The sequence below is a fragment of the Pantoea rodasii genome (assembly GCF_002095465.1).
GTDB lineage: Bacteria > Pseudomonadota > Gammaproteobacteria > Enterobacterales > Enterobacteriaceae > Pantoea > Pantoea rodasii.
In genome coordinates, this window is the sequence record NZ_MLFP01000006.1 from 151,719 (window position 1) to 173,348 (window position 21,630).

Below are 21,630 nucleotides of genomic sequence, written 5' to 3' on the forward strand. Positions count from 1 at the left end.
ATAATGAGGCTGCTAATGAAAATAAGACAGGGTGTCATTATGGGCATTAAAAAGACGAGGATTTCTCGATGGCTGTTAGCTTGCTACAAGGTTGCACCAGCATGATCACTTAAGCGTTCTTTTATAGTGCGTGGGCTATCGATGGCGGGCGTAATAGGATGATCATTTTCATTCGCCAGCGTTGTTATCAAGCGGCGATCGCAAGCAATCTCAAAATACCTCTTTTTTGCGATTGCTTGCGATCGGGGTGCTAGACCAACTGTTGCGGCATCAGGGGGGCGCTCAGTTGCGCTTCGGCTGGCAGTCCGACGTGCAGCAGGACCTGATTGCGGTAATGATCATCCATATCCTGTGAGTCATCGCTGAGTAACACGCCGGCTTCATTCACGTTTTTACCCGCCACCTGTACCTTGCCGTGCGCCGAACTGCGCATCCATTCATATTCGATATCGATGTGGCCGGTATCAATGCAGCGAATGCCGTGCTGGCTTAAGTCGTAGGCCAGAACCGTTGCGGTAGGACCAAGGGACATCAGCACCATGTCGTAATCACGCGCATGCGCCAGCACCGAGGTATAGAGGGTGTTATAGACAGAAAAGGCATTACGATTAAGCGTGGTGATACGCTTAATTTCGCTTGCCCCCTCCAGCAAGTCGTTACCGATCCCCAGGCGCGTGCCGCTGCCCTCCACGATTAAAATCCGCTTACCCTGAAATAGCAGTTTGAATTTATTAAAAATCCGGCTCGCCTGTTGCTTGTCTTTATAATCATGATAGGGACGCGTGACGGAAGTGTTTCCGTATCGATACCCTTTCTTTAATAAGTTTTCATAATGACGGAAAAAGAACGCCTTATGAAAAAACCAGAATAGGGCTGAACCTAACCGCATATTGCCCGTGCCGCGAAAAGCATCGGGCATACAGAGTAAACAACAATTATTCGATTGCGTCCCACGGCGTAAAATCTCTTTAAGGCGGATGGAGAGGCGCTGATCGAAGGGTTGGAAATCAATATTTTTAAACAGCGTCATCTCCAGTTCTCCATCGCCATAGCGGCTAAGGGACAGCGTATTGTCCTGCAGTAACAGATCGATAGTCTGTTCAGGTGACAAAACCTGATAATGCTTAGCACGAGCATTGGCAATAGGAAATTTAAAAGCAGCGTGTGTCAGTTTAAAAGGAAACCGTAATTTTCGATAAATGAAATCTGCACTGACCATAATTAACCTTCTTTTTATTTGCGGCCTTGCCGCACTGCAGTGGTGTGATTTATATCACGCTATTATCGCGAGGTCAGCGTAGGGAAAATCTCAAAGTGATAAGAACAGAAAGAGGCTAATCAATAGCGATGATATTAGAATAAATAAATTTAAATAAAAGTGACATGAAATGGTGTTATTGGCGCCACTGTATCAAATATATCCAGGAGTAATCGCAGTGGCGCACCGATAATAGTTTAATTCAATTCAACAAATAACCATTAATGGAAACGGTTTGCGGGTTTGGCTAATCCCAGGCGATCGCGTAGCGTACCTGGGGCATACGTCTGTCGGAACACGCCCGCCGCTTGCAGGCGGGGCACCACGTGCTCGAGGAACAAGTCCTCATTTTCATCAATATAAGTCGGCAGAATCACAAAGCCATCGCATGCTTGCTGTTGATACCAATCCTGCATCTGCTGAGCGATATGGTCGGCAGTGCCAACTGGTGAGGGGAACGATAAGCTTTCTGCATAGCGTTTGGCCATCTCCCCCAGAGTGAGTTTCTGCTCTATAGCATGGGCAATCACATACTGAAAACGGCCTTTGCTGCCGGTGATCTGCTCGCGCAGGTCCGGCACTGGGCCATCAACCGGATACTGCGATAAATCGATATTCATGCTGGCGGAAACAAAGCTCAGCCCTGATTCCACGGTGATCAAAGATTTGAGGTATTCCGCCCGATCACGTGCATCCTGCTCACTGTGGCCGACAATCGGCACCAGGCCCGGTAAAATGCGTAGTTGATCCGGCTGACGATGATAGTGCTGAGCCCGTTCCTTGAGGGTGCGATAGAACTGCTGAGCGCGTTCACGGGTGGGTTGTACCACGAACAGCATCTCAGCGTGCTGCGCGGCAAGGTCAACGAAGGCGTCCGATACGCCCGCCTGAATCACCACCGGATGGCCCTGTGGCGGTCGCGGCAGGTTAAGCGGGCCCTGAATATCGAAGGATTCACCCTGATGATCGAAACGATGAAAACGCGCGGGATCGGCAAAGCGCGGCGTGGTTTTCTCCACCACCAGCGCATCCTCTTCAAAGCTGTCCCACAGGGCCTTCATCACATCAATAAATTCCGCCGCCCGACGGTAGCGATCTTCATGACTGAAATGCTGACTGCGACCAAAATTACGTGCCTCAGCATGGGTTAACGACGTCACGACATTCCAAGCCGCACGGCCGCCGCTGATGTGATCGATGTTGGCCAACTGTCGTGCCGTGGTGTAGGGCTCGGAGTAGGAGGCGGAAACCGTGCCGCCTAAACCAATGTGGTCCGTCACTGCCGCCAGCGCTGCCAGCAGCGTCAGCGGTTCAGACCAGCCAACCTGACGATGCTGAACGGTGTGCGCCAGATGACCGCCATACACATCGTCAATCGCCAGTTTGTCAGCGACAAAAATCATATCCAGTTTTGCCGCTTCTGCGCGCTGCGCAATTTTACGGTACAACGGCCAATTACTGCCGCCGGTGGTGGCCGCCAGTGGATGACGCCAGCCGCCTTGATGAATACCGGAATCAAGATAGAGCGCCAAATTCATCATGGTTTCACGGCTCCACTCGGGTTAAAAAACGAAGCATCCACCAGCGTACTAGCCTGTAAGCCAGGTTTAATTAATCCACTGCGGGCGAAGGTATCAATCGCCGCCTGCTGGCGCTGGGCGATCAGCGCGTAATCTTCTACCGGGGCATTGTTCTCACGTTGTACTTTGCTGAGTGCCACGGCATCTGGCAGACGCAACAACGAGGCGATGCCGTTGGCATACTCCTGCGGATGCGCGACTCCCCAGGCGCGGGCGCGAATCAGACGCTGACGGAAATCGACCAGCGCGTCACGTTTCGCACTGATGGCACTGTCGGTGGCCACCAGATAATTGGACACCGGCGCATCCTTACCGTCGATGGCAATGCGATCGCCCGATTGCGCCACGGCAAAGGAGACATAGGGCTCCCATGTGGCTACCGCATCAACCGCACCATTATCCAGCGCCAGAGTCGCTTCAGCAGGCGTGGTAAAAACAAAGTTGACGCTGTCATCAGGTAAACCGGCCTGATGCAGGGCATTAAGGACCATATTCTGTCCGGATGAACCTTTCACCGTGGCCACTTTTTTGCCTTTCAAATCGGCAATGGTATGGACCGGGCTGTTGTTCTTCACCAGCAACCCATTGCCAAGATATTGCGATGCCTGAACGGCACGAATTTTAGCCCCTGCGGCCACGGCAAAGGCCAGCGGACCGTCACCGACTAAACCCGCATCCAGGTGTTGTGAATTGAGAGACTCCAGCAGCGGTGCGGCATTAGGAAACTCATACCATTTGAGTTCATAAGGCAGATTGTTGAGTTCCCCCGCCGCTGTCATCACGGCGCGCGCGTTGCCTTTTTGGTCGCCTACCACCAATTCGGTGCTGGCGGCGTGTGAAGTGAGGGTGATTGCCAGCAGCGCGCTGGCGATAATTGAACGTTTCATCGCATTTCCCTGAGTAAAAGGAACCAGCGTAAGTTTTCCGCTACAGCAGGCGTAGTAACAAATCAGCACAACGATATGCGCAGGACGCAAAAGCCGGTTTCAACCTATCAAAAGGGCACAAACGCGTTATCAAAAAATGCGATTTATCCTGATCAATGATTAATTCTCACCCCGAAAAATGAAACGTGATTTCAGTCACACATTGACGCTTGCAGCAATCATCAGTGATTAGCCAAGCTACATTCATAAGCGAAGCTTACGACACATTCAGCAACGGGATTTTACTGCTATCTAACATACGTTAAAATTTTGTTGAAACTGTGTAGGTTTATTTTGGGTGGTAATTGATGAAAAACGTTGAGGGATTGGCATGGTTAACAAACTAACCAGTATCGTGTTGGCGATTCTGGCATTAGCGCTGCTCTATATGGGCGGCAAACTGCTGATGCTGGGCGGCAGCGCGTTCTATGCATTGATGGCGGTGGGCTTACTGATCACCGCCATTTTACTGTTCAGAAACCAGCGAAGCGCGCTGGCGCTGTATGCGGTTCTGATGTGGATTACCCTGGCCTGGATTATCTGGGAAGTGGGCTTTGATAAATGGCAGTGGATCCCGCGCGGCGACTTGTTCGGCGTGATTGGCGTCTGGCTGGCGATGCCGTGGGTGGTGAAACCGCTGTATCAGGGCGAGCGCCGCTTCCACACCTTCCTCGGTGGCACGGTCATCGTGATGATTGTGGTGGTGATCGGTCTGTGCTTCTACGATCCCTTACCGCAGGCGGGCACCATCAGCAATGCGCGTGAACAAGCCAGCGAGCAGGGCGCAGCCAATGACTGGACCGCGTACGGCGGCACCACCGACGGCCAGCGTTTCTCTTCGCTGAATCAAATCACCAAAGACAATGTGCAAAACCTCGAACTGGCCTGGACTTACCATACCGGCGATTTACGTCAGGATGCGGATGCCAGCGAGTACACCTTCGAAGCCACGCCGGTGAAAGCCAATGGCATGCTTTACTTCTGTACGCCGCATAACGAAGTGCACGCACTCGATCCGGAAACCGGCGCGGTGAAGTGGAAGTACACGCCAAATAAAGATCGTTCTTACCTGCAGCAGCATCAGACCTGTCGTGGCGTAAGCTATTACGAGCAAAGCCCGGTGGCCGCGCAGGATTCAGCAGCAGCTCCGGCCATCTGCCGTAAGCGTATCTTCAACGCCACTACCGATGCACAGCTAATTGCACTGGATGCCGATACTGGCAAGCCTTGTGCTGATTTCGGCACCAACGGCGTGGTGGATCTGCATGCCAACATGGGCGAAGTGCGTCCACATGCGTTGATGCAAACCGCCGCACCGCTGGTGGCGGGCAAGCTGGTGATTGTCGGTGGTTCCGTGATGGACAACGGCTTCAACAGTGGCAACCCATCGGGCGTAATTCGTGCCTATGACGCCGAAACCGGTCGTCTGGTGTGGAACTTCGATCCATCGAACCCAGAAAATACGGCGCCGATCGCTGCGGGACAGAATTATCCGCAGGATACGCCGGTTGCCTGGGGCACGCTGAGTGCTGACCTGAAAAATGGTCTGGTGTATGTGCCATTTGGTAACGCGTCACCGGATGAAGTCGGTATTGAACGTGATGCTAACAGCAACACCGAGAAGTTCCGCGATGCGTTGGTCGCGCTGGATCTGCAGACCGGTGCGTTTAAGTGGCGCTATCAGAGTTCTAACCACGATCTGTGGGACCGCGATAACCCATCACAGCCGTCACTGCTGGATATCGATTATCAGGGTCAGAAACAGCCGGTGGTAATTCTGCCGACTAAAACCGGCAACCTGTTTGTGCTGAATCGTCTGACTGGTCAGCCGGTGTATCCGGTTAATCAGGTGAAGGTTTCAACTGAAGGCGGTGTGCCGGGTGAGAAGTTTGCCGCCACGCAGCCAGTGTCGAGCCTGAACTTTATTCCAGACCCGCTGACCGAGAAATCGATGTGGGGCATCACGCCGTTTGACCAGATGTCATGCCGCATGGACTTCCGTTCACTGCGTTACGATGGCAACCCTTGGACGCCAGCAACCGAAGCCGGTTCGCTGATCTTCCCGGGTAACATTGGCGTGTTCAACTGGGGTTCAGTGGCAGTCGATCCGCAGCGTCAGATGTTGATTGCCGCGCCAGTTCGCCTGGCCTACAAATACAACCTGATCAAACGTACGCCGCAGACCGAAACGCAGCGTCTGTTTACCAAAGACGGCCAGCCATACTGGAACGAAAACTTCCAGGGTGACTACGCGATTCATATTCAGCAGTTGGCTTCTGGCCTCGGCATTCCGTGCATCGCGCCACCTTGGGGTCGTATGGTTGGTGTCGATCTGAAAACCGGTAAAACCGAGTGGTTGCGCCGCGTGGGTGTGACCAAAAACCTGAAAACCAGCTTCCTGCCGGGCCGCTTCCCGATCGGCTTCCCGATGGGCATGGTGGCACACGGTGGTCCATTGCTGACTGCGGGCGATGTGGTGTTCCATGGCGCAACCGCGGATAACTTCTTCCGCGCTTACGACAGCACTACCGGTGAGCTGCTGTGGCAGACCGAACTGACTGCCGGCGCGCAGGCCACACCGTCGACCTTTATGGGTAAAGACGGCAAGCAGTACGTGGTGATTGCGGCAGGCGGGCACGGTTCGCTGGGCACCCAGGCGGGTGACAGCGTAGTGGCGTTCCGTCTGAAGTAATATGAAATAACAGCCAATTCGTCCAGAGGGATATTCCTCTGGACGATGCGGAACATCAGGCAGGAACGGAAAGGGCTTTCTGGCTACGTGACCAGACACGGTGCGTTTTCATTGCATTAATAAAGGCATTCAGCAAAGCGTCATCTGAACTGTCACCATCAATAATTCCCTCTTCTTGTTCGCTCACCTGCAGCGCAAACTGAGCTTTAAAGCGGCGAGCTTCACCGCTCAGGCCAATCACTTTCAGATGTTTATACGCTTCCAGCAGGAAATAACGACTGTCGCCGCTCAGCAACAGCGCATCAATGTTGCCATCCGGTACAAACACCGCATCAAAGGTCAGTGAAGGGAGCCCCGCAAAGGTTGCATCAATAGGTAAGACAGATCCATCGTCGGCACGAACCTGTCCCATGTGAGCCGCCAGTAATTTTGTATGCACGCCAGCCGCTTTAAGTGACTGCAATACAGCCAGTACATCTGCTGATTTCACGCCATCGCTCAACAGCAGGGCAACCTGGCGTCCTTTGATATCGCCGTCGGGAACGGCATACAAACTCAGACTACTGTCTTTCTGCAGGCCATTAACATCCGGTGCGGGCGGCGTCTTCAATTGATCAGCGGTCAAGGCAATCCCGAGGTTATCGGCAACCCCCTGCGCTAAGGCAATATCAATATTCAATAGATGATCGACCACTCGCTCGCGAATGTACGGTCTGGCGACTTTGCTCAACTCAAACGAATAGGCATCAATGATGTGCTGTTGCTCGACAGGCGTTTGGCTTAACCAGAATAATCTCGGCTGAGAATAATATTCGCCAAAGGACGGGCTACGCTCCCGCACTTTATGCCCCTCCATGCGCTCCTGATAGCTGTCAAAGCCGCCACCTTCCGCTGCCGGCGGTGTTTCACGTGGCCAATTGTCATTAATCGAATTGGGTTCATAATTCGCTGGATTGGTATCAATGTCCTGACGGTGCATGCCCTGACGCTGGAAATTATGGTAAGGACAAACCGGACGATTGATGGGTATCTCATGGAAATTTGGTCCACCCAGGCGGCTAATCTGCGTGTCGGTGTAGGAGAACAATCTGCCTTGCAGCAGGGGATCATTTGAAAAATCCAGCCCCGGAACAATATGTCCCGGATGGAAAGCAACCTGTTCCGTTTCAGCAAAAAAGTTATCGGGATTGCGATTGAGTACCATCTTGCCAACGATTTCTACCGGCACCAGCTCTTCCGGAATCAGTTTGGTGGCATCCAGGATATCGAAATCGAACGTAAACTCGTCCTCTTCGGGGATGAGTTGCAGGCCTAATTCATATTCCGGGAAATCTCCGGCTTCAATGGCTTCCCACAAATCGCGTCGGTGGAAATCAGGGTCGCGCCCAGTCAGTTTCTGTGACTCGTCCCAGAGCAAAGAGGCTTTACCTGCGACAGGCTTCCAGTGGAAGCGTACAAAGGTCGCTTTGCCTTCAGCATTGATCAGTCGGAAAGTGTGAATACCGAAGCCTTCCATAGTGCGATAGCTGCGTGGGATCCCACGGTCGGACATCGCCCAGATAACGTTATGCAAGGTCTCTGGCTGCAGGGAAACGTAATCCCAGAAGGTGTCGTGTGCACTTTGACCCTGAGGGATTTCATTGTGTGGTTCAGGCTTAACGGCATGCACAAAATCCGGGAATTTGTGGGCATCCTGGATGAAAAATACCGGGGTATTGTTGCCCACTAAATCAAAAACCCCTTCATCGGTATAAAACTTAGTGGCGAACCCGCGGATATCGCGCACGGTGTCAGCCGATCCGGCCCCGCCCTGGACGGTTGAGAAACGAACAAACACCGGGGTGACTTGTTCTGAATCAGAAAGGAAATGCGCTTTTGTCAGCGCTGTTAACGAACGATAGGGCTGGAAGTAGCCGTGAGCGGCAGATCCGCGAGCGTGAACGATGCGCTCAGGGATGCGTTCATGATCAAAGTGCGTGATTTTTTCACGCATGATGAAATCTTCAAGTAAAGTCGGGCCACGCGTGCCCGCGCGCAGTGAATTCTGATCGTTGGCAATACGCGTGCCCTGGTTGGTGGTCAGAGGCTGATCGGTACCATTTTTACGATGCGCAGCAAGTTGCTCAAGCTTGGTGCTCTGCGTTTCGGGCGCTTTAAGGCTGCCCGGCGCCGTAGGCTGCTTTCCGGGTGGCGTTGGCTCAGCGGGAGGTTGGTGTGAACCGTCTTTGGGAGCCAACGACCCTAATCCAGGTTGTGATGATTCTGGCCCTTTCGTCGGGGCTCGCTGAGTCAGCTTTTTCTTATCGGTTTCGCTCGACATTGCTATTCTCCAGTGACTGATTTAATGACCCCATTAAATATAGGAGAAGAAAAAACATTAGCAGGTGGTTATTTGTTCGAACGGAAATAAACGAAGCCGTATAATTGGTTCCATTGCGGGCAAGTGAAGGTCAAAACGTTGTCATTATGTTTACACAGTGATAAAAGCCAAGCGGGAAATTATCGATGCCCGGGTAAATGCGGATAAATAATTCAAGCGCTAAGTCATGAGAGCGAAATTTTAAATTATAGCCTAACCTTAAATATTCCTTCTTATGGAGTTAATTATGAAAGCACATAATACGAACGAACAGCGGAAGAAAGAAGGCGATGTCAAAAAAGGCCTTCCGGAAGCCGCACCCAATGCCGGTAATGCGTATGAAGAGGATGATCATCCCGCTACAGATAATCCTGATGAACACGGTGAGATACCCCGCACGCGTGATGATAGCCAGGATCACAAGCACGATCCTTTCAAGGATAAGTAGAGTAAGTCGCGCATTAACAGTGCGTAACCATTGATTTTTATGCCATTAAGGAGATCAACAATGGATTATTCTTTACTTGCAAATGAATTGGGTTTGACGGAAGAAGAACTCAATGAGATGGGTCTACACTCAGACGATATTTTTCAAGAGAATGATTCTTCAGATGCGTATTATTTCAATGTGCCGGACGGCACGCCAGACCGTATCCTGGGAAAAAAAGGCTGGTCGTTAGGAGAGCGAGTGAAAATTAACAGTAACGTGTTTGATGTCATTAATAAATAATGATGCTCTGCACGTCATCGACTTCACATTTCGCCAAAAAATTCTTATCGCTGTAAAAATAAAGCCCGGGAGTGGTGACAACCGGGCTTGTACAATCCTGTACCAAACATTTCCAATGAGAGCAGGTCTCATCACAGGGCGTAATAGAGACTTAATTATCATAGCTGGCCTTGAAGGGATTTCATGCGAAGCGGTAAATATTAACGTTGTTAGGATGCCGCTTATCTTCTGAAATCAATTAATCCTTGATTAAGTTGTTGCCACCAAGGCTGAGACGCGTGGATTAGGTTTTGACCGTAAGCAAGCCCCATTCTCGGCAGAGTTGGTTAACCTCATGGGGGGAACTGAGTAACAGTTTGGGTAAAGTCCACGCCTCAAACATGCGTCGATTGCGATCACGATGGTCACGTGAGGTGATCAGTAAATAACGCGTCATCTCCCAGGTCAGGTGTTCTCGCTGATGAGCGGAGACAACACCACCGACACGCTGTTTATCAAATAGCGTTCGCCTTAAGTAGCGAAAATAGCTCTGCAAAGGGTGTATATCCAGCAAAATGATACCGCTGGCACGCGTTAAGCGGTCCGGTAGCGTGCGCACATAATTGCCGTCCATGATCCAACTCTCACCTGCGATAGCGTCCTGATGCAATTGCCGGAAATCTGCTTCAGCACGCGCTTGCCAGTGGGTATCCGGCAGATGATAAAGCTGATCCAGGTGAATGAGTGGGCGCGCTGTCTGACTAGCGATGGCCTGAGCCAGCGTCGATTTACCGCTGTTTGAAGGCCCCAAAATGCAGATGCGTGGGCCGAAGTCGCTTAATGCCATCATGATGAAAATCCTTTTAAGGTCATAAAAAGCTGAACCAAATTGCTGATAGCAAAGAAAACCAGTATCAGCCCGCCACCGATGTTGATGGCGATGGATAGCTTACGAATATTGATCACCCGCACTGAGGTCAGCAGCGTAAAACAGATGATCACCAACCACAGTGCCATGATGGCGACATGTATTGAGGCCAGCAGCAGATAATGCAGTAATGCATGATCGCGCCCGGCAAATTGCGATACCACAGTGAGATACAGCATCACCGCTTTTGGGTTAAGCACATTGGCTAGCCAGGCATCTTTAATCCCCATGCGGGCGCTGCGGTAGGAGGCGACGGGTTGGGAAATATGACGACCTCGACGCAATAGCTGTATGCCGAGCCACAGCAAATAAGCGGCGCCCGCCACGCTTAACAGATTAAATATTATGGGAGAACGCACCAGCAGGGCGCTGATTCCCAGGCCAATCAGCAGCGCATGGGTATAAATGCCTAGTGCAGTGCCGAGAATAATTGCCGCCAGCCCGCGTGCACCTGCCACCAGCGTGTTGTTTATCGCGAGCGTGAAACTCGCCCCTGGCGACAGGGCCACCGGTAAGATCGCAATGATAAAGGCCAGCACATGCAGGTTCATGAGGGTAACGGCTAATGAATGTTAAATAATTTTGAATATTATTAGACGGTGAAGCAATAATCTACCGCTGCAATCACGCCGCCAGGACTAAGCGGACATTTAAATAGCACAATAATAAGGACGACCATGACCATCGCTTGCCTGCACACCGCTGCCAGTAATATCGCACTGTTCGATCACGCGGCGCACTCCCTTGAATTACCTTCCCATTCACTGAGCCATATTGTGATGCCACACCTGCTGGCTGAAGCCGAGCAAAGTGGCGGTATGACGCAGGAGCAGCAGCACCGTTTGGCACAGCTGCTGCACAGTTTCACTCCGTGGTTTGATGCGATAGTGATCACCTGTTCAACGCTGGGGCCCGTGGCCGACACCTTCAATCCACAGAGCACGGGCTGCCCGGTATATCGCGCAGATCGGATGCTGGCAGATCATCTGCATCAAATGGCAGGGCCTGCACTGGTGCTCTGCGCGGCTGAATCAACTTTAGCGGCTACCCGTCTGTTGTTCTGTCCACCGACGCTGCCAGCGGATAAACAGCCGCAGGTCACATTGATTCCTGACGCCTGGGCCGCATTTAAAGCGGGTGATCATCAACGCTATCACGCGCTCATCGCCGATGCGGTAAAACAGGGGCGCGAGCAGGGCGCTCGACAGGTCGCACTGGCGCAGGTCTCGATGGCGGCGGCGGCAAACAGCATACCGGAGAGCGAGCGTCCATTGACGATTCCGCAGCTGGCATTAGCCGCGGTGATCGCAAAGCGTTAATGTCGCGGAGAGGGCGCCTGAGGGTGGCGTCCTCCCTTTTTACCCGCTAAATGGATAATCTCTTACGCTGTCGATACCAGGGAATGAAATAAACCAGCATGCTCCCCCAGAATATCCCCGCAGTAACGCCGCTGATTGCACCGTGAATCAGATTAAATGACAGGGAAGCGATTAATTCAGGGTGCAAAGCCACAGAAACGGAAAGCGTATATTTGGCGGCAAAGGCTAATAACATAAATATTAATGGCAACACCGAACCTGGGCGAATAATCGTGCCGCGATTTTCACTGGAAGTGGGTTTGCCTGTCGCGTGAGACAACATGGCACCGACGATACCCCCAATCAGTAAACCGATAATCATAGAAAACAGCGTATAAGCGACCCAGGTGGTTTCCCGAAATACGCCATAAAAGCCCCAGACTAAAAACAGCACAGGAATATAGAACAGTTTCTGCACCGCGACTTCACGGGTCTTTAGTGCCTTAATGCCACGGAAAATCAGATAGATGAATAATACCCATACCCAGGCTGGCGTATGTTTAATCAGTTCAATAAGTCCCATTTTTGTCTCCAGTAGCCTGAGCAAGGTTAACAAAAAGCAATAATAACCCGCTTGTGATTTAAAATCACATCACTGTGAGATTATTTTATTGCAAATGTTTGTTGGGCGGTAAAAACCGTTTAACCCTACAGGTTAATAGATCCGCTAATAACAATACGCTTTCACAAAGGTGTAATATTTATTTGCATCAATCGATATTAGTGATTATGGTTGGCAACACTTTTTTACGCTTCACGATCATCTTCTTATAACAACCTCTGCAAAAGAGGTGGCTTTGCTATTGCCGTGAGTCTGAGTAATAAATGCTGACGGCACTCAATAAAATGTGGGTTGTGTCAATAAACATGAATGTTTTTTTAAACCTTTGGGATGAAGGAGACACGCGAAATGCGTCAGTCTATTACCACACACCACGGCTATTATGCGCGTCGTAAGGCCATCAGTATTGCTATCGGCCTGTGTATTGGCATGTCGGGTTCCGCCGCCGCCGCAGAAAAGGACTCGGAGGAAGTTGCCAGCAGCCGGGAGCGTAACTATCAGGATGAACAAGAGCTGGTGGTCACCGGAGAGAAAACCGAACGATCGATTTTTGATACCGGTTCGAGCGTTGAGGTTTTTGATAGCCGCAGGATTGATTCCCTGCCCGGCGCTGAAACCGTTTCAGACTTATTGCGCATGACCGCGAACACCGTCGATGTCGGTATCGGCAACGATCTGCCAACGGTGCGCGGGGTGGATGGCTCCGGTCCCTCGACGGGTGCAGGGGCGTTCCTCAGCGGTACTCGCCCGCGTTTAGGGTTATCACTGGACGGCCGAGCGCTCACCTACAATGAACAGGCTTACGGACCGCAATCGCTGTGGGATTTAGACCGTGTAGAAGTGTTTCGTGGGCCGCAAAGTTACATTCAGGGTCGCAATGCCATCGCCGGTGCGATTGTGATGACCACCAAAGATCCCAGCTTCGAATGGGAGAGTGCGCTCAAGGGCGGATTCGGTAATCAGCACGCCTCACAACTGGCGGCGATGGCCAGTGGCCCACTGATTGATGAACAGCTGGCGTTTCGTGTCAGCGTTGATCGCCAGCGCCGCCGCAGTGACATCGATCTGCCCGCTTACACGCCGGTGGGCGATCCGCGCGAAGTGCAAACCACCAATGCGCGCGCCAAACTGCTGCTCAATCCGGCGGGGCTGCGTGATCTCACCACTAAACTGACCTTTAACCACTCGGATGCCGGTGCGCCGCAAAACGAGAGCCTCAACCCCATGCCACATCCTACCAATTCACGCTATGAATGGCGGCGACCGGTGTTCAAAAGCAATGTGAACAGCGGTATCTGGGACATGGCGTGGGAAGCCAGCCCCACATTGAGGCTGGAGAACAAACTGATTTATACCGGCTTCAACATCAACCGCTATACGGCTCTCACTCAGCCACACGCGAAAATTGATGGACGTGAAGTGCATGTCGAGCCGGTGCTGCATTTTGGTGACAGTGATAGCCGCCTGCGCGGCCTGGCAGGCCTGCGCTACTTTGATGCCTCACAGGATGAATCGGTCTATATCTTTGGCGGATCGACCTTCAAAGACTCAACACGCACCCAATCGGCCTACGCCGAAATGACCTATGCCATCACGCCGCAGGTGGACATCACCGCCGCCAGCCGTGTGGAGAGTGAACATCGACGCCGCGTAGGTGGCAGCAGCAGTGTGCGCGTCGATCTCGATGAAACCTACAACGTCTTCCTGCCAAAAGTGGATGTCGCCTGGAAGCCGCAGCCGGGACAGACCTATGGTGCTCGTATCGCGCGCGGATATAACGCCGGCGGAGCCGGAATCACTCTCAGCGCGCCGATTACCAGCTACACCTATGATTCCGAGTACGTCTGGAACTACGAGCTTTATAGCCGTCATCAGGCGACGGAAAATCTGGTGCTCACCAGTAACATTTTCTACAACGATTATAAGGACATGCAGCTGCCGTATTACCTGGCCAGCGGCTCCTCGGTGATCCGCAATGCCGATAAAGTCGAGACCTATGGGGCAGAACTGGGCGCGAACTGGACCCCGCGTTGGGATCTGAATGTGTTTGGCAATGTGGGTTTGCTGAAGACCCGGATTAAGAAGTTTGCTGACAGCGGGGTTGAAGGCCATGACCTGGCGCGAGCACCTGCCTATACCGCCAACATGGGTGCCAGCTGGCAAATTGCCGCAGGATGGGAAGTGAGCGGTACCGTTGCTTTCTCCGACTCTTATTATTCTGCTTACGATAACGACGCGCGCGGACGCATTGGTTCTTACTGGTCAGCGAACGCGCAACTGGCCTACACCTTCCTGTATGGACGCGCCACGCTGTTCGCACAGAACCTGTTTGATTCCGATCGTAAAACCATGGTCAGCGGTAATGATGTTTACGGGGCCACACTGCAGCGTTCGCGCCTGATCGGCGCGGCGCTGGAACTGACCTTCTAAGGAGAGACACGATGAAAGGAAAAATCATGGCTTCATTGATGCTGCTAACCAGTGTTTCAGCGAATGCGGAAAACCTGCGTCAGGCACTGGCTCCCGCCTTGGTAGAAATGGCCTACAGCCCGAAGCAAAATGCGCTGTTTGTGAGTGCGCCCGACTGGAAACAGGAAGCAAAATCCAGCGTTCTGCGGCTTAACCCGCTGACGCTCAAAGCCGAAGCCACCATCCCGCAGCAGGTCAAAGGTTTCGGGGTGGCACTGGATGACAGCAACAACCGCCTCTATCTTAGCCAGGGGTTTAACGGTGCTGTCGGCGTGGTGGATACCGCCACTAATCGAGCACTGAGCGATATCGTATTACAAGGCAAGGTGAATCTGGCGACAGCTTATCGTGAGGCAGGCATTGGCGGCCAGCGGTTGGCGTATCTGCTGGAAGAGTTACAGCGCTTTGGCATCAGCGATGATTACTTGTACAAGGTGCGCGAAGTAAAATATGACGCGCGCAGCGGTCGACTGTTTTTGCCCGGTCTGGGCTACGGCGTGGAAAGCGTACTGTTCGTGGTGGATACCCGCAAGCAGAAGCTCGAGAAAGTCATTCCAGGTTTTGGCTTTTACGCCACCGGTATCGCCATTGATGAAGCGGGGCGCCGGGTGTTTGTCTCCAATATGCAGGGGCAACTGATGACGCTGAACGCGGATACGCTTGAGATCAGCCATACGCAGGAGATTGAGGCCGATCAACTGCTTAATCTGGTCTATGACCCGCAGAAGAATCGTTTGCTGGGCGTTGATCAAGGGATCGATCGTGACAAGCCGCGTAACAACTATCTGGGACGAGTCTACACCCGCCGCAGCAGCGGACATCAGCTGTTTGCCTTAGAGGCGGACAGCGGCAAGGTATTGGCGAAGGTGGATACCGATCAGGTACCGATTGGCTTACTGCTCGATGCGCAGCAGCAGCGCATTTATGTCACCAATCGCAACGGTGTCAGAGTCGAAAAGGGCGCGGGGACGGTGACGGTTTTTGATGCACGATCGTTGCAACGTATTAACACGCTAAATCTGCCTCCGCACCCCAACAGCCTGGCATTAGATGAGGTAAACCATGCTCTGTTTGTCACGGTGAAAAATGACGCTGCGGCGACCAAAGCGGGAACATTAGAGAGTGTGGTGCGTATCAGCGAATAATCACGTGGAATGATGCCGACGTAACGGTGCGATTGATGGCGCTGCCCTGCAATAGCCGGGTGGTGACAGAGGCGCCATCAATCCACCGCTACCCCTTTTTGGTCCTGAATTTTCCGGGTTAATAATAGAAAAATACAACTTATTTCCTTATTTTAATATTTCCCTCTTCCCCTAACTGTCATCTTATTGTCATTTACGACTTTAAGAACAATCTGAGTATCCCAGTCAATTATCGCGGTTAAAAATGCGGCATAATTAACGGCTACGGGCTTCAGACGTCAATAAAATTACTCACTTGAAAAGAATTTTTGAGGCGAATTATGGAAACGATACAGGAAAGTGTTGGGCTGCGAGGAACCAATCGATCGCAAGATGTCAAGTTGGTACAAAAATTATTAAATCAGAATGGTTTCCCACAACTGCAAATTGACGGCGTGTGCGGAAATAATACCACCAAAGCGATTATCACTTACCAAAAACATTTTTATCACCATCCCGATGGTCTGGTTTCACCCGGCCAAAAAACCTTCAGTCAGCTCTCTTCCGGTCAGCGCAGCGCACTGCCGCGCGCGCACGGTTCCACCGGCAGTAATCCTAACGGTGCGCGTAAAAACCCGATGACTATGTACCCTAGTTATCAGGTGCTTAAACTGATGATGCAGTACGAACAATTGCATACGCTCCCTTATGACGATCACAGTTCAAAAACGATCAGCAGCTGGACTGCCGGAGCCACGATAGGTTACGGACATTGGATCAGTCGCCAGAGTGAATTTGATCAGTTTAAAGACGGTATCTCAGAATCGGCCGCCGAAACCTTATTCTCGCAGGATTTAAAAAAGTTTGTTGATGCGGTGCGTCAGTACGCCAAAGTCGCGCTGACCCAAAACGAATTTGATGCGTTAGTGATGCTGGCGTTTAATATTGGCACGCGTGATAACCTGAACCATAAAGGTTTATATTACTCGACGGCGTTGAAAGTGATTAATGGCGAATCGCCAGAAGATTTAGATAGGGCGTGGATGCAGTTTGTTTATTCGCGCGGCGTGCGTATGAAGGGATTGGTGAATCGCAGAAAAAGCGAATTGAACGTCTATCACAAAGGAATTTATATCAAATTATGAAAAAGCTACTTGCGTTATCTCTGGTCTGTTTTTCACTCCACGCTATGGCACAGACGCCGGCTGCCAAAAAACCGTTTTTTGACAGCAAAAGCTATCAGGTATTTTTGGACACCAGCAAATGCGTTGAGGGCGACGTGGAGTGCGATGGCATCATCTACCACTCGATCAATAAGAAGAATCACCACCAATTGACGCTGAAAGGCTCGACGCTGAATATTGGCCCGTCACACGATTTCCGGGGCTATATCTTCCGCAACGGGGACTACAGCTATGTGCTGTCACCCGCAGCAGGCGCGGGTAACGATGATAACCATGTCTGGACGCTGCAGGTTTCACAGCACCAGGCGCAGGGCGACAAGGTGCTGTTTAGCGAAAATGGTAACGTCGTCGAGTAAATCAGCCCGCGGGAGTCGGCACATTCACCAGCCAGGTGCCGCTCCCTTCATCAATATGTAGCGAATGCTGCCAGTTGCCCCCTTGCTTAAGCTTAACCTGCAACTGATAGTCTCCCGGAACCAAACTCAACCGCTTCATGCCATCCTGATCTTCCGTGCTGTGTGGTTTGCCATTGATCTCGACCTGACTCAGTTGGGTGGCATCCGCTGCACGTAGATAAATCTGCGCGGGCGTAACCGGGACAGGTGCCACAGCGGTTTTGGGTGACGGTGTCACTTTTTGTTCGGCCACCTCCACCGGCGGTTTAGTTGGGGCGACGGCTTCGGGGTGCGGGCTATTGCCATTAAATCCGTGCACAGCGAGTAGGGTCACTAAACCCGCCGCGGCTATTCCGCCGCCAATCCACAGCGGACGCCGTTTGCGTGGCGTCGCGATAGCCGGTTCAGACTGCGCAACCTCCGGCACCACCAATGCAGGCAGCAAGGTCTCTTCACGCGCGGGAGTCAGTTCAGGTTCAGGCGCATCACACTGTACTTCACGGTCGTTTTCCACCAACAGATCGCGCAGGGCGACAATCGATTGCGGACGTTGATCGGGTTCGCAGGCCAGCATCTGGTCGATGGTGCACAGCAAGCCGCGCGAGTAGCTGCTTAGCTCCCGTTCCGCCAGCGGCAGGTAGCTGTCACTCAGCGAACGTACCACGCTCACCGGCGGTGCCTCGCCGCAAATCAGGGCGTGCAATACCGCGCCCAGCGCATAGATATCGGTCCACGGCCCCTGATCGCCATCGCGACCTTCGCTGTATTGCTCAATTGGCGCATAACCCGGTTTCAGCATGATCTCGGTTTTATCCGTCAGATGCCCAATGGTTTTGCATGCCGAACCGAAATCCAGCAGCACCGGCGATCCATCCTGCTGCAGCAGAATATTGTCCGGGGCGATGTCGCGATGCAGATAGTCATGATCGTGCAGGGTTTTCAACGCGCTCAACAGCGGTGGCAGCATGGCACGAATGTCCGCTTCGCTGCAGGGTGAAAACTCGCGCAGGTAGCGGCTTTTTAAGGTTTCCCCTTGATAAAACTGCGTCACCATGTAGGCGGTATCGTTAGCCTGCCAGAAGCGCAGCACGTGCAGCAGATGAGGATGGTTAAAGCGGCCGAGCGTTTTGGCTTCCTGCACAAAGCTGTGAAGGCCCGCTTGATAAAGACGCATAAAGCGTTCGCTGCGCAGCAGCAGGTGATGATCCTCATCACGCAACGCTATCGAGGCGGGCATAAACTCTTTGATCGCCACGGTACGATCCAATTCGCTGTCCCAGGCGCGATAGACAATGCCAAAGCCGCCTTCGCCAATCACCTGCTGAATCTCGTACTCATTAAAGCGGTAGCCAATCGGCAGCGCCTGCGACCCTGTTTTGCTGCTGGCTTCACTCATCATCGGCCTCCACACTAAATAACAGCTGGAACGCATCGTGCTGATAGTCGACCCGCAGATGCCGTGGCGTACTGACGGCAGGTTCACTCAATAACTGGCAGCTCATTTGCGGCAGCAGGGTTTGCGACAACACCGCATCCACCATACGTCCTCCGGATTCACCTTCCGTGCAGCGCTGCATAATTTGCTGCGCCACCGCTGGGGCAAACTCGGCGCGGATAGCGTGACGTTCTTGCAGTCGCTGCTGAATTTTCGCCAGCCGCAGATCGATAATGCGAATCAGCATGGCATCGCTGAGCGGCACATACGGAATCACCGCTAAACGGCCTAACAGCGCGGCGGGGAATACCTCACGCAGTGGCGCGCGCAGCAGGCTGTTCAGGGTCTCGGTGTCCGGCGGCACGCCCGCACCCGAGCAGGCGTGCGCCAGCTCATCACTGCCAATATTCGAGGTCAAAATAATCACTGTATTGCGGAAGTCGATACGTCGACCTTCGCCGTCTTCCATCCAGCCTTTGTCAAAGACCTGGAAGAAGATTTCGTGCACGTCCGGGTGGGCTTTTTCGATTTCATCCAGCAGCACCACGCTGTACGGACGGCGTCGTACCGCTTCGGTCAGCACGCCGCCTTCGCCGTAGCCCACATAGCCCGGCGGCGCACCTTTCAGGGTTGAAACGCTATGCGCCTCCTGGAATTCACTCATATTGATGGTAATCAGGTTTTGTTCGCCGCCGTACAGGGTTTCAGCCAGCGCCAGTGCGGTCTCGGTTTTCCCGCTACCCGACGGACCACACAGCATAAATACGCCAATCGGCTTGCCGGGATCGTCCAGTCCGGCACGGGACGTCTGGATGCGTTGGGCGATGGCATTGAGCGCCGGTTGCTGGCCAATCACGCGCTGTGCCAGCGTATCAGCAAGATTGAGCACCGCATCGCGTTCGCTTTGCAGCATGCGGCCCAGCGGAATCCCGGTCCAGTCGGCGACCACGCTGGCCACCACGCTGCTGTCGACGGCCGGGAAGGTCAGTGGTGTATCGCCTTGCAGGTCGTCTAACTGCTGCTGCACCGCCTGATAACGCGCGGTGCGCTCGGCATCCTGATCGACCAGCAGTTCTGCACGCAGCGCGCCCAACTGCTGCGTCAGAGCCAGTGCCTGTTGCCAGCGCAGATCCAACTGCTGCTCTTCGTCTTGCAAGATTTCCTGTTGCTGCTGTGCCCTGGCGATACGTGCAGGCGCAGAGTCGAAGCCGAGTCGTGCTTCACGTTCGGCAATCTCGATTTCCAGCTGCAGCGCCGCCAACTGCTGACGACAAAAAGCCAGCTGCGGCGGTTGATGGTGCAGACTCACCGCGACGCGGGCGCAGGCGGTATCCAGTAAGGCAATGGCTTTGTCGGGTAACTGGCGGGCAGGGATATAGCGCTGTGAAAGTCGTACCGCGCTCTGCAACGCTTCATCCAGCAACAGTACCTGATGATGCTGCGACAGCGGCTGGGCCAAATGGCGCAGCATCAAAATGGCCGTTTGCTCATCCGGCTCTGCCACCTGTACCGGCTGGAAACGCCGGGTCAGCGCCGGATCTTTCTCAATGTATTTTTTATATTCCGCCCAAGTGGTGGCACCCACGGTGCGCAGCTGCCCGCGCGCTAACGCTGGTTTCAACAAATTGGCCGCATCGCTGGTGCCTTGCTGGCCGCCAGCGCCGACCAGCGTATGGATTTCATCGATAAACAACACAATCGGCTGCGGGCTGGCCTGCACCTGATTAATGACCGCCTGCAGGCGAGCCTCAAATTCCCCTTTAACGGAGGCACCGGCTTGCAGCAGGCCAATATCGAGCAACCACAGTTGCACCTGTTGCAGCGGCGGTGGCACGTTGCCGCTGGCGATACACTGCGCTAAGCCTTCTGCCAGCGCGGTTTTTCCTACACCGGCTTCCCCGGTCAGCAACGGATTGTTCTGGCGGCGGCGCAATAGAATATCGATCATTTGACGAATTTCATCATCACGGCCCACCACCGGGTCGATGTTCCCGGCGCGAGCTTCAGCGGTGAGATCGCGACCGTATTTCGCCAGAACATTCTCGCCAGAGGTGTTGAGAGGCGCCGATGATGTGACGTTGTCACTTGTCGCCCGTTGCTGCTCATCGCTGGATTGAACATAGTCACCAAAGGATTCCAGCAGACGATCGGCGCTAATACGGCCAAATTCGCCGGAGATCGCCATAACAACGTGACGTAATGCCACCGTTTTTAACAGAGCGAGCAATAAGTGGCCACCGCGAATCTGGGTTTCACCCACGCTCAGTGAACAGTAGATCCAGGCACGTTCCACGGCGTTATCGATATGTTCAGCGAGATCGGCCACGGCGCTGGCACCACGCGGCAGGCGATCCAGGGCGCTGACAAATCACTGCTGAGCTGCGCGTCATCCAGTTCAAAACGTCGCGCAATCTGTTGCAGGTCGCTGTTCGGCTGCTGCCAGAGTTGATGCAACCAATGCACCAGTTCGACATAAGGATTGCCGCGCAATTTGCAGAACGCGGTGGCGCTTTCCAGTGAGGTGAACAGGGTGCGATTCAATTTGCTAAACAGAACGTTGCGACGAATATCTGACATGGTATTCCCTTATTTACGCGAAATTTTTTCAACGTCGCCATAAACAGCGACCTTAACGGTTTGGGCGAAAAAGG

16 protein-coding genes and 1 pseudogene are annotated in these 21,630 nt (G+C 53.0%); 8 read left to right on the forward strand and 9 right to left on the reverse strand.

The genetic code is table 11. The annotated features are described in order from the left end of the window. Positions 1–250 precede the first annotated feature (250 nt). The 3 genes from HA45_RS10970 to HA45_RS10980 form a co-directional block, all read right to left on the reverse strand. A complete protein-coding gene (locus HA45_RS10970; protein WP_100700078.1) occupies positions 251–1,219 on the reverse strand; it encodes a GT-D fold domain-containing glycosyltransferase in 969 nt (322 codons plus the stop codon). A 260-nt stretch (positions 1,220–1,479) separates the two neighbouring features. Beyond that, a complete protein-coding gene (locus HA45_RS10975; protein ID WP_100700079.1) occupies positions 1,480–2,799 on the reverse strand; it encodes an NtaA/DmoA family FMN-dependent monooxygenase in 1,320 nt (439 codons plus the stop codon). Continuing rightward, the gene (locus tag HA45_RS10980) at positions 2,796–3,725 is read right to left on the reverse strand and encodes an ABC transporter substrate-binding protein (RefSeq protein ID WP_100700080.1); all 930 of its coding nucleotides are present in this window, start codon (positions 3,723–3,725) and stop codon (positions 2,796–2,798) included. The genes HA45_RS10975 and HA45_RS10980 overlap by 4 nt, the downstream gene beginning before the upstream one ends. A 370-nt stretch (positions 3,726–4,095) precedes the next feature. On the opposite strand from HA45_RS10980, the gene HA45_RS10985 reads away from it, so the two are divergent. Then, positions 4,096–6,456, forward strand: coding sequence for a membrane-bound PQQ-dependent dehydrogenase, glucose/quinate/shikimate family (locus HA45_RS10985; RefSeq protein ID WP_100700081.1), 2,361 nt, complete (start codon positions 4,096–4,098; stop codon positions 6,454–6,456). Positions 6,457–6,511: 55 nt separating this feature from the next. On the opposite strand, the gene katE is transcribed toward HA45_RS10985, so the two are convergent. Next, the gene (gene katE, locus HA45_RS10990) at positions 6,512–8,776 is read right to left on the reverse strand and encodes a catalase HPII (protein WP_100700082.1); all 2,265 of its coding nucleotides are present in this window, start codon (positions 8,774–8,776) and stop codon (positions 6,512–6,514) included. 286 nt (positions 8,777–9,062) lie between these two features. On the opposite strand from katE, the gene HA45_RS10995 reads away from it, so the two are divergent. Continuing rightward, positions 9,063–9,263, forward strand: coding sequence for a hypothetical protein (locus HA45_RS10995; protein ID WP_058959946.1), 201 nt, complete (start codon positions 9,063–9,065; stop codon positions 9,261–9,263). A gap of 60 nt (positions 9,264–9,323) precedes the next feature. After that, complete coding sequence (locus HA45_RS11000; RefSeq protein WP_100700083.1) at positions 9,324–9,545, forward strand: hypothetical protein; 222 nt, start codon at positions 9,324–9,326, stop codon at positions 9,543–9,545. A 283-nt stretch (positions 9,546–9,828) separates the two neighbouring features. Here the strand turns inward: HA45_RS11000 and HA45_RS11005 are convergent, their stop codons facing one another. Further along, complete coding sequence (locus HA45_RS11005) at positions 9,829–10,374, reverse strand: P-loop NTPase family protein (protein WP_240629168.1); 546 nt, start codon at positions 10,372–10,374, stop codon at positions 9,829–9,831. After that, on the reverse strand, positions 10,371–10,991 hold the full coding sequence (locus HA45_RS11010) for a LysE family translocator (protein ID WP_366557331.1): 621 nt from the start codon (positions 10,989–10,991) through the stop codon (positions 10,371–10,373). Before HA45_RS11010 ends, HA45_RS11005 begins: the two co-directional genes overlap by 4 nt. Before the next feature lie 138 nt (positions 10,992–11,129). On the opposite strand from HA45_RS11010, the gene HA45_RS11015 reads away from it, so the two are divergent. Further along, positions 11,130–11,771: a glutamate racemase gene (locus tag HA45_RS11015; protein ID WP_100700085.1), complete on the forward strand. Its 642-nt coding sequence runs from the start codon at positions 11,130–11,132 to the stop codon at positions 11,769–11,771. Positions 11,772–11,817: 46 nt separating this feature from the next. Here HA45_RS11015 and HA45_RS11020 read toward each other — a convergent pair whose 3' ends face one another. After that, positions 11,818–12,366, reverse strand: a complete 549-nt coding sequence (locus HA45_RS11020) for a DUF6622 family protein (RefSeq protein ID WP_128598932.1) — start codon at positions 12,364–12,366, stop codon at positions 11,818–11,820. A gap of 435 nt (positions 12,367–12,801) precedes the next feature. Here HA45_RS11020 and HA45_RS11025 point away from each other — a divergent pair, with 435 nt between their 5' ends. The 4 genes from HA45_RS11025 to HA45_RS11040 all read left to right on the forward strand — a co-directional run bounded on the left by HA45_RS11025 (position 12,802) and on the right by HA45_RS11040 (position 17,505). Continuing rightward, a complete protein-coding gene (locus HA45_RS11025) occupies positions 12,802–14,802 on the forward strand; it encodes a TonB-dependent receptor (protein ID WP_420849024.1) in 2,001 nt (666 codons plus the stop codon). A 38-nt stretch (positions 14,803–14,840) separates the two neighbouring features. Continuing rightward, positions 14,841–15,986 (forward strand): YncE family protein, encoded by a 1,146-nt coding sequence (locus HA45_RS11030; RefSeq protein WP_420849025.1) that lies wholly within the window; start codon positions 14,841–14,843, stop codon positions 15,984–15,986. Positions 15,987–16,306: 320 nt separating this feature from the next. Continuing rightward, on the forward strand, positions 16,307–17,110 hold the full coding sequence (locus HA45_RS11035) for a glycoside hydrolase family protein (RefSeq protein ID WP_100700089.1): 804 nt from the start codon (positions 16,307–16,309) through the stop codon (positions 17,108–17,110). Beyond that, complete coding sequence (locus HA45_RS11040) at positions 17,107–17,505, forward strand: hypothetical protein (protein WP_100700090.1); 399 nt, start codon at positions 17,107–17,109, stop codon at positions 17,503–17,505. Before HA45_RS11035 ends, HA45_RS11040 begins: the two co-directional genes overlap by 4 nt. 1 nt (position 17,506) lies before the next feature. On the opposite strand, the gene HA45_RS11045 is transcribed toward HA45_RS11040, so the two are convergent. Next, positions 17,507–18,943: a serine/threonine protein kinase gene (locus tag HA45_RS11045; protein ID WP_100700091.1), complete on the reverse strand. Its 1,437-nt coding sequence runs from the start codon at positions 18,941–18,943 to the stop codon at positions 17,507–17,509. Next, positions 18,933–21,556: pseudogene (gene tssH / locus HA45_RS11050) on the reverse strand (type VI secretion system ATPase TssH). Before tssH ends, HA45_RS11045 begins: the two are co-directional and overlap by 11 nt. Positions 21,557–21,630: the final 74 nt, after the last annotated feature.

What these genes read in the sequence shown, in the direction of transcription:
- HA45_RS10970 (WP_100700078.1), bottom strand. Translation starts at nt 1,219, where the DNA reads ATGGTCAGTGCAGATTTCATTTATCGAAAATTACGGTTTCCTTTTAAA.
- HA45_RS10975 (WP_100700079.1), bottom strand. Translation starts at nt 2,799, where the DNA reads ATGATGAATTTGGCGCTCTATCTTGATTCCGGTATTCATCAAGGCGGC.
- HA45_RS10980 (WP_100700080.1), bottom strand. Translation starts at nt 3,725, where the DNA reads ATGAAACGTTCAATTATCGCCAGCGCGCTGCTGGCAATCACCCTCACT.
- HA45_RS10985 (WP_100700081.1), top strand. Translation starts at nt 4,096, where the DNA reads ATGGTTAACAAACTAACCAGTATCGTGTTGGCGATTCTGGCATTAGCG.
- katE (WP_100700082.1), bottom strand. Translation starts at nt 8,776, where the DNA reads ATGTCGAGCGAAACCGATAAGAAAAAGCTGACTCAGCGAGCCCCGACG.
- HA45_RS10995 (WP_058959946.1), top strand. Translation starts at nt 9,063, where the DNA reads ATGAAAGCACATAATACGAACGAACAGCGGAAGAAAGAAGGCGATGTC.
- HA45_RS11000 (WP_100700083.1), top strand. Translation starts at nt 9,324, where the DNA reads ATGGATTATTCTTTACTTGCAAATGAATTGGGTTTGACGGAAGAAGAA.
- HA45_RS11005 (WP_240629168.1), bottom strand. Translation starts at nt 10,374, where the DNA reads ATGATGGCATTAAGCGACTTCGGCCCACGCATCTGCATTTTGGGGCCT.
- HA45_RS11015 (WP_100700085.1), top strand. Translation starts at nt 11,130, where the DNA reads ATGACCATCGCTTGCCTGCACACCGCTGCCAGTAATATCGCACTGTTC.
- HA45_RS11025 (WP_420849024.1), top strand. Translation starts at nt 12,802, where the DNA reads ATGTCGGGTTCCGCCGCCGCCGCAGAAAAGGACTCGGAGGAAGTTGCC.
- HA45_RS11030 (WP_420849025.1), top strand. Translation starts at nt 14,841, where the DNA reads ATGCTGCTAACCAGTGTTTCAGCGAATGCGGAAAACCTGCGTCAGGCA.
- HA45_RS11035 (WP_100700089.1), top strand. Translation starts at nt 16,307, where the DNA reads ATGGAAACGATACAGGAAAGTGTTGGGCTGCGAGGAACCAATCGATCG.
- HA45_RS11040 (WP_100700090.1), top strand. Translation starts at nt 17,107, where the DNA reads ATGAAAAAGCTACTTGCGTTATCTCTGGTCTGTTTTTCACTCCACGCT.
- HA45_RS11045 (WP_100700091.1), bottom strand. Translation starts at nt 18,943, where the DNA reads ATGATGAGTGAAGCCAGCAGCAAAACAGGGTCGCAGGCGCTGCCGATT.